The organism is Pseudomonas sp. IT-P4 (assembly GCF_949767755.1).
Taxonomy (GTDB): Bacteria; Pseudomonadota; Gammaproteobacteria; order Pseudomonadales; family Pseudomonadaceae; genus Aquipseudomonas; species Aquipseudomonas monachiensis.
On record NZ_CATKPX010000087.1, the window covers coordinates 1 to 475 of the forward strand.

Annotated in this window: 1 protein-coding gene; it reads left to right on the forward strand. The window is 54.3% G+C overall.

The annotated features are described in order from the left end of the window. Positions 1-74: 74 nt before the first annotated feature. On the forward strand, positions 75-475 hold a 401-nt coding region (locus ACM6IT_RS25870), incomplete at its 3' end, for a DUF3313 domain-containing protein (RefSeq protein WP_414918970.1).

Sequence of the window (475 nt, forward strand, 5' to 3'; positions counted from 1 at the left end):
GGAAACATGACCTGGCGATTTTGATGTCTTGTAAACAAAAGAACGAAGATTTCTTCCAAGGAGTAAACACCACTATGAATCTGTCCCGAAAACTGCTCGTCGGCGCCACGCTGGCCAGTCTGCTGCTAGGCGGTTGCACCTCGAAAGTGACTGAGAAGGAGCAATACTCAGGCTTCCTGTCCAACTACAACAACCTGCAGGAAGTCGAAACGCCGAGCGGCGGTACCACAATGCGTTGGGTCAGCCCTTCGTGGAACCCGAATGCCTATGACACCGTGGTGTTTAATAAACTGGAGCTCTACCCTGCGCCAAAACCCGATGAGCGGGTCAACCAGCAAACGCTGACGGACATTCAGAACTACATGACCAACAAGGCCAAGGCCACCCTGGGTCAGAAGTATCGCGTAGTGACCAACACCTCATCCGCACCGGCGGGTTCGCGCCCCCTGATCATGCGTGCGGCAATTACCGGAGT